Origin of the sequence: Clostridium sp. 1001275B_160808_H3, assembly GCF_015550425.1 — a bacterium.
Lineage (GTDB): Bacteria > Bacillota > Clostridia > Clostridiales > Clostridiaceae > Clostridium.
In genome coordinates this window covers 45310-52678 of record NZ_JADNAT010000023.1, presented here as the reverse complement: position 1 = coordinate 52678, position 7369 = coordinate 45310, and the positions used below count along the sequence as shown (strand labels likewise).

General features: G+C 30.0%; 5 protein-coding genes, 1 riboswitch and 1 other annotated feature (1 of these 7 cut by a window edge). Of the genes, 3 read left to right on the top strand and 2 right to left on the bottom strand.

Annotated features, from left to right (window positions below; all coding sequences use genetic code 11):
- Positions 1 to 91: 91 nt before the first annotated feature.
- A complete protein-coding gene (locus I2A75_RS14970; RefSeq protein ID WP_195265977.1) occupies positions 92 to 1240 on the bottom strand; it encodes an ROK family transcriptional regulator in 1149 nt (382 codons plus the stop codon).
- A 174-nt stretch (positions 1241 to 1414) separates the two neighbouring features.
- On the opposite strand from I2A75_RS14970, the gene xylA reads away from it, so the two are divergent.
- The 3 genes from xylA (at position 1415) to I2A75_RS14955 (ending at position 5680) form a co-directional block, all read left to right on the top strand.
- Complete coding sequence (gene xylA, locus I2A75_RS14965) at positions 1415 to 2722, top strand: xylose isomerase (protein WP_195265975.1); 1308 nt, start codon at positions 1415 to 1417, stop codon at positions 2720 to 2722.
- 66 nt (positions 2723 to 2788) lie between these two features.
- Complete coding sequence (gene xylB, locus I2A75_RS14960) at positions 2789 to 4243, top strand: xylulokinase (RefSeq protein ID WP_195265973.1); 1455 nt, start codon at positions 2789 to 2791, stop codon at positions 4241 to 4243.
- Positions 4244 to 4297: 54 nt separating this feature from the next.
- Positions 4298 to 4370, top strand: a riboswitch (Fluoride riboswitch).
- Positions 4371 to 4450: 80 nt separating this feature from the next.
- On the top strand, positions 4451 to 5680 hold the full coding sequence (locus tag I2A75_RS14955; protein ID WP_195265971.1) for a chloride channel protein: 1230 nt from the start codon (positions 4451 to 4453) through the stop codon (positions 5678 to 5680).
- A 120-nt stretch (positions 5681 to 5800) separates the two neighbouring features.
- Here the strand turns inward: I2A75_RS14955 and asnS are convergent, their stop codons facing one another.
- Positions 5801 to 7195: an asparagine--tRNA ligase gene (asnS, locus tag I2A75_RS14950; protein WP_195265969.1), complete on the bottom strand. Its 1395-nt coding sequence runs from the start codon at positions 7193 to 7195 to the stop codon at positions 5801 to 5803.
- Positions 7196 to 7248: 53 nt separating this feature from the next.
- Positions 7249 to 7369 (bottom strand) — a binding site (T-box leader) (it continues 177 nt past the right edge of the window).

Below are 7369 nucleotides of genomic sequence, written 5' to 3'. Positions count from 1 at the left end.
CCCCTGTTCAATACAGAAATCATCTTCTTTGTGCATAACCCTTTTTTTATAATGTCCTTGACATAGGTATCAGTTTATTTCGCGAGGCCCTTTATATAATGTCTGTAAATCTATCAAAAAAGTCAAAAATGCAACGATGTATACCACCATATAAATTAGATTTACCATCGAGTTTATTCTCAAGTAAAGTAATATCCTTAGAAAAAATAGAGTTGATTTTTTGGTTAACTAATGTTAAGTATTCAGGTATATAATCAATTAACTCACTATGTATAAATATGTTATCTGGTGCAAAAAAGTTAAATATATTGGTTAACCCCATAGCTATAAACTCTATATTTCTAGATATAGCCTCAATTGCAACTTTATCATTTGATTTATATAAATCACAAAGTTCCTTTACTGTAAATATTTTTTTTGTAGAGTTAATATTAAAGTCCTCCAATAAAGCAGGAATTGCGCAATATTGCTCAAAGCAACCATTATTACCACAAGGGCACTTTTTACCATTTGGTATAAGAACCATATGACCTACTTCGCCTGCGCGGCCTTCAAAGCCAGAATATAATTCACCATTAATTATTATTCCAGCACCAATTCCAGTATGTACATTAATTACTATAGAATTATTTAGAGATTCTGAAGAGTTTTGAAATTCTCCAATTGCAGCTAAATTAGATTCATTTTCTAGATGAAAACTTATATTTGGCATGATTTTAGATAGCTCATCCTTTAAATTAATTTTATCTAAATCATAATATGGAGTAAATTTAATTTCATCCATAAACACTCTACCATGTATGGAAAGACTAACACCTATTAATCCATAGTTGTATTCATTTATTATATATTGTAAAGAATTTATAATATCTACTATTGTTTCAACAACATTATTTTTTGTGATTTTTATTTCTTTACGCTCATGGGATAAAACATTTTTATTTAAATCAGTAAGTAAAAATCCAATATAATCAATGCCTAAATCAATCCCTAAGCTGCATCCAGCCTTTTCGTTTAATTTGAGTAATATAGGTTTTCTACCTCCACTCGAGCTCCCATTACCTATTCCAATCTCATAAACTATATCCTTTTCAATTAATAAACTAATAATCTCAGAGACACTAGCTTTATTAAGATTAATAAGCTTTGAGATTTCTATTCTTGATATATTAGGTTTACTATAAAGAAGGCTTAAGATTTCAACTATATTGGACTTCCTAATGTTAAACTTGTTTTCCATAGTGTACCATCCTCTTTGATTGTTTATAAATAATATAGCATAGGTATAAGAAAAGTTCAAAAATAATAAAATGCGAAACAGACAAAAAAATTAAATGTAAACATTGACATCGTTAAAATTAAGAGTTATTATTAAGTTAGATAGGAAAACTAACTAATTAAAAGAGGTGGGAAAATGGGATTTTTTAATAATATTGAAAAAATAAAATATGAAGGACCAGAAAGTAATAATATGCTTGCGTTTCATCATTACAATCCAGAAGAGATAGTAATGGGAAAGCCAATGAAAGAACATCTTAAGTTTGCAGTAGCTTATTGGCACACTTTCTGTAATGATGGATCAGATCCATTTGGAAAAGGAACTAACCAAAGAAATTGGATATCAGAAGATCCAATGCAAACAGCAAAAAATAAAGTTGATGCAAATTTTGAATTTTTACAAAAGTTAGGCGTTGAATATTTTTGCTTCCATGACATGGATGTTGCTCCATTTGGAAATAGCTTAGAAGAATTCTTCCACAACTTAGATGTTATAACAGATTACATGAAAGAAAAGATGGACAAGACTGGGATTAAACTTTTATGGAACACAGCAGATAGACATGCTAACCCTATATATGTTAATGGTGCAGCATCAAGCCCTAATATAGATGTATATGCAATGTCAGCAGCTCAAGTTAAAAAGGGAATAGATATAAGCAAAAAATTAGGCGGTAAAAACTTTGTATTCTGGGGTGGAAGAGAAGGTTATGAAACTTTATTAAACACAGATATTCAATTTGAAGAAGAAAATATCGCAAGATTATATAAAATGGCAATAGCTTACTGTGAAAAGATTAATCACAAATTAACTTTCTTAATTGAACCAAAACCAAAAGAGCCAATGACTCATCAATATGATTTTGATTCAGCTACAGCTTTAGCTTTCCTTCAAAAGTATGACTTAATGGAACACTTTAAGTTAAATATTGAAGCAAACCATGCAACTCTTGCTGGACATACTTTTGAACATGAATTAAATGTAGCTAGAAATTATAATGCTTTAGGCTCAATTGATGCTAACCAAGGAGATCCATTATTAGGATGGGATACAGATGAATTCCCAACTAATGTATATGATACTACTTTAGCATTAATAGAAGTGTTAAAAAATGGTGGACTACATGATGGTGGAATAAACTTTGATTCTAAAGTTAGAAGAACCTCTTTTGAACAAGAAGATTTATTTATAGCTCATATTGCAGGAATGGATACTTATGCAAGAGGATTAAAAGCAGCAGCTAGAATAATTGAAACTGGATTCCTAGACAATGTTAAAAAGGATAGATATTCTTCTTATGATAGCGAATTAGGTAAACAATTATTAAACAATGAATTAGATTTAGAAGTTTTAACTAATCATGCATTATCAGTTAAAGAAGTTAATAATAAATCATCACATATTGAATTTGTAAAATCAAGATTAAATGATTTAATATACTAAAATTTATATATAAATAGGGGGAGACAAATGTCTCCCTACTTTATTAAATACTGGGAGGATATTTTTATGGAATATGTTATAGGTTTAGATTTAGGAACGGGTTCTATCAAGGGGATAGCTTTAGATAAAGCTGGAGAAGTAGTATTGAAGCATTCAGAAAGTTATCCTTTATACAATAATAGAGATGGACATTCTGAGCAAGAGCCAGAAGATTGGTATAATGCTTCAGTTAAGGTTTTGGAAAAAATAACTAATGATTTAGGTGGAGATGGATTAAGAGCTATAAGTATATCAGGGCAAATGCATAGCTTAGTATTATTAGATAATGAAAATAAACCTATAAGAAGAAGTATTCTATGGAATGACACAAGAACAACTAAGCAATGTGAATATATAATGAATAACTTTGGAGAAAAAGTAATTGAAATCACAGGGAATAAAAGCCTTGAAGGATTTACGCTTCCAAAGGTATTATGGGTAAAAGAAAATGAACCTGAAAATTGGGAAAAGACTAAAAAGTTCTGTTTACCTAAAGATTATTTAGTATTTAAATATACAGGTAACATATGTACAGATATATCTGATGCAGCTGGAACACAAATGTTAAATATTAAAGAAGGAAAATGGTCTGAAGAAATAGCAAATCTTTTAGATTTAGATTTAAATAAATATCCTAAGATATATAATTCAACTGAATGTGTTGGAGAATTAAATGAAGAATTAAAGGAAAAGTTAAATGCCAAAGGAAGTATTAAAATCTTCCCAGCAGGATCAGACAATCCTTGTTCGGCTTTAGGTTCAGGAATAATAAATAAAAATAGAGATTTATTAAGTATAGGAACTTCAGGTGTATATTTAAAATATGAAGAAGAGTATAAGAACTATGGTGGAAAACTTCACATGTTTAATAATGTACTACCAAATAGCTGTTACTCAATGGGGGTAACTCTTTCTGCTGGAGATTCTTTAAGCTGGTTTAGAAATACCTTTGCAAAGGATAAAGATTTTGATGAACTTTTAAGCGGAGTATCTAATGTTAAAGAAGGATCTAATGGATTATTATTTGCTCCTTATATAGTTGGAGAAAGAACACCTTATGCAGACAGTAATATAAGAGGAACTTTCATAGGAATAGATAAAAGTCATGATTTAAATCATTTTGCAAGAGCAGTAATTGAAGGAATAACTTTCTCATTAAAGGATTGCTTTAGCATATATGAAGATGATAGTGATAGAGAAATAATTTCCGTAGGAGGAGGAGCTAAGTCTAAGGATTGGCTTCAAATTCAAGCTAACGTATTTAATAAAAAGGTAATATCTTTAAAAATAGAAGAAGGTCCATCTCTTGGAGCTACAATCATAGCTGCTGTTTCATTAGGTTGGTTCGATTCTTTTGAAGATGCTGTAAAAGTAATAGTAAAAGAAAAAGAATGCTACTATCCAAATGAAGAAGCAGTAGAAACGTATAAAGAAGTGTATTCTCGTTATAGAAGAGTATATGAAAATATAAAGAATATATAGAAAGGCATAGATTGATTTTCATAAACTTTAGTATTATAATAATAAAAAATAGGAATAATTTTTGGGAATGAAGTTCTCCCATGAGAAATCTAAACCGTCAAGTAAGACTAATGACTTCTATGATTTAATCGTAGAGCATTAGTCTTTTTTATTATTTATAAATTTATATAGATGTACTTTTTTATGAAAAGGAAAGGTAGGCAAAAGATGAGAATTTTTAAATTAACTATTTCAACTATTATAGTTTCAATTGTAATGGGAATTATATCAGCAATATTTTTAAGATCATTAGAATTCGTTACAACCTTAAGAGAGGGATTTCCTTATCTAATTTTTTTAATTCCTATAATAGGAGTATTAACAGCATATACATATTCAAAGTATGGGAATGGATCTAATAGAGGAAACAATTTAATTATTGAAAGTGTTCATAAGGAGGTAAAAGTTCCATTTAGGATGGCAATCTTAACATTTATTTTTACTGTATTAACGCATTTATCTGGGGGATCAGCGGGAAGAGAAGGTACAGCAGTTCAAATAGGAGGAGCCTTGACAAATAAGGTAGCTAATATTTTCAAAATGGAGCATAAGGAGAAAAGAATTCTAATTATGTCAGGAATAAGTGCTGCATTTGGCTCAGTCTTTGGAACACCACTTGCTGGTACATTTTTTGGTATGGAAGTATGTTTTATAGGAAAGCTTAGCTATGAAGCAATGATATATTGCTTTATTAGTTCGTATGCGGCTAATTTTGTTACAGAATCATTAGGTATAAATCATACAGTTCATTTAATAAAATCTGTACCAAGTATTACTATATATACATTATTAATAGTAATAATATCATCAATATTATTTGGGGTTTTTGGAAGAATGTTTGCAAAAGGTATTCATTTAGTTAAAGGCTTTTATAATAAAAATATAAAAAATAATATATATAGAGCGATAATATCTTCAATAGTAGTTTTATTAGTAATTGTAATATTTAGATTATATAAATTTGAAGGACTAAGCACTTGGCTTATTGACAGCGGTTTTTCAGGAGAAGTAACTATTTTAGATCCAATAAAGAAATTAATACTAACAATATTAACTTTAGGGGCAGGATTTCAAGGGGGAGAGGTTACTCCACTATTTGATATAGGTGCTTCTTTAGGTGGTGCCATAGGTAACTTAACTAATATAGAGCCTTCATTATTAGCAGCTATTGGAATGATTTGTGTTTTTGGGAGTGCTACTAATACTCCACTTACTACAATTATGCTTGGAATAAATTTATTTGGAGGAGAAGCTGTACCATATTATATAATTGGAGCATTTATTAGTTATTATGTAATAGGGCATAACGGAATTTATGGAGCTCAGATTATTAATACGCCTAAGTTAAAAAGGTTTGAAGAGCATGAGGGGATATCTTTGGAAAATACAAAAAAATGATATCTTAGTGCATTTATAAAAAAATTATAAATAGTCTCATAGATAAATAGTTATTATAAAATTATGGTGCTTTTAATATAGAACCCCTAGTAAATATAATATTCACTAGGGGTTCCTATATTAAAAGTCTGATTGTCCTGTAGTTCTTGGGAATGGAATTACGTCTCTGATATTTGACATACCTGTAATATACATAATAAGTCTTTCAAATCCTAATCCAAATCCAGCGTGCTTAGTTTCTCCGTATTTTCTAAGCTCTAAATACCACCAGTAATCTTCTTCGTTAAGTCCAAGTTCAGCCATTCTCTTAGTTAAGATGTCTAATCTTTCTTCTCTTTGGCTACCACCGATAAGTTCTCCTATACCTGGAACTAAAAGATCTGTTGCAGCAACTGTTTTTCCATCATCATTTAATCTCATATAGAATGCCTTTATATCCTTTGGATAATCAGTTACAAAAACAGGTTTCTTGAAGTGTTCTTCAGTAAGATATCTTTCATGTTCTGTTTGTAGATCAATTCCCCATTCAACAGGGTATTCAAACTTCTTATCAGCTTTCTTTAATATTTCAACTGCTTCGGTATAAGTTACTTTTCCGAAGTCAGATGTCATAACATGATTTAATCTATCTAGAATTCCTTTATCAACAAATTGATTGAAGAAAGCCATTTCTTCTGGACATTCAGCTAAAACATATTCTAAAACATATTTAAGCATATCTTCAGCTAATTCCATATCATCTTGTAAATCAGCAAATGCTATTTCAGGCTCTATCATCCAGAACTCAGCTGCATGTCTTGCTGTATTAGAATTTTCAGCTCTGAAAGTAGGTCCGAAAGTATAAACATTTCTAAATGCTAAAGCATAACATTCAGCATTTAATTGTCCTGATACTGTTAAGTTACTTTCTTTACCAAAGAAATCTTGCTTAAAGTCTATTGCACCTTCTTCAGTTTTTGGAACATTGTGTAGGTCTAAAGTAGTTACTCTAAACATTTCTCCAGCACCTTCACAGTCACTTCCAGTTATTAATGGAGTATGAGTATAAACAAATCCTCTTTCTTGGAAGAATTTGTGGATAGCATAAGCTGCTACTGAACGTACTCTAAATACAGCTGAAAATGCATTACTTCTTGGTCTTAAATGAGCAATAGTTCTAAGATATTCAAAAGTATGTCTCTTCTTTTGAAGTGGATAATCTGATTGAGATAAACCTTCTATAACTATTTCCTTAGCTTGAATTTCAAATGGTTGCTTAGCTTCTGGAGTTGCAACTAAAGTACCTATAACTGTTATTGATGAGCTAATAGGTAGTTTTGATACATCTTTAAAGTTATCAAGTTTATTATCAAAAACTACTTGAACATTCTTAAAAAATGTACCGTCATTTACTTCAATAAATCCAAAAGCATTTGATGCTCTTAGAGTTCTTATCCAACCAGAAATTTTTATTTCTTTAGATAAATATTCATCTTGATTTCTGTAAAGTGATTTTACTAAAATAACTTTATCCATTATTGTTCCTCCTACCATAATTTTTTGTAAAATAAAAAACCTTTCATCCCTAAAATAGGGACGAAAGGATAATTTCGCGGTACCACCCAGATTGCTATCGTATAAATAGCCACTCTACTGACACAAGTAATGTCATTCAAATAATAACGGTTTGAATCCGTCTAAGTCTACTTA

Coding starts and splice junctions, on each gene's coding strand:
- I2A75_RS14970 (WP_195265977.1), bottom strand. CDS start 1,240: ATGGAAAACAAGTTTAACATTAGGAAGTCCAATATAGTTGAAATCTTA.
- xylA (WP_195265975.1), top strand. CDS start 1,415: ATGGGATTTTTTAATAATATTGAAAAAATAAAATATGAAGGACCAGAA.
- xylB (WP_195265973.1), top strand. CDS start 2,789: ATGGAATATGTTATAGGTTTAGATTTAGGAACGGGTTCTATCAAGGGG.
- I2A75_RS14955 (WP_195265971.1), top strand. CDS start 4,451: ATGAGAATTTTTAAATTAACTATTTCAACTATTATAGTTTCAATTGTA.
- asnS (WP_195265969.1), bottom strand. CDS start 7,195: ATGGATAAAGTTATTTTAGTAAAATCACTTTACAGAAATCAAGATGAA.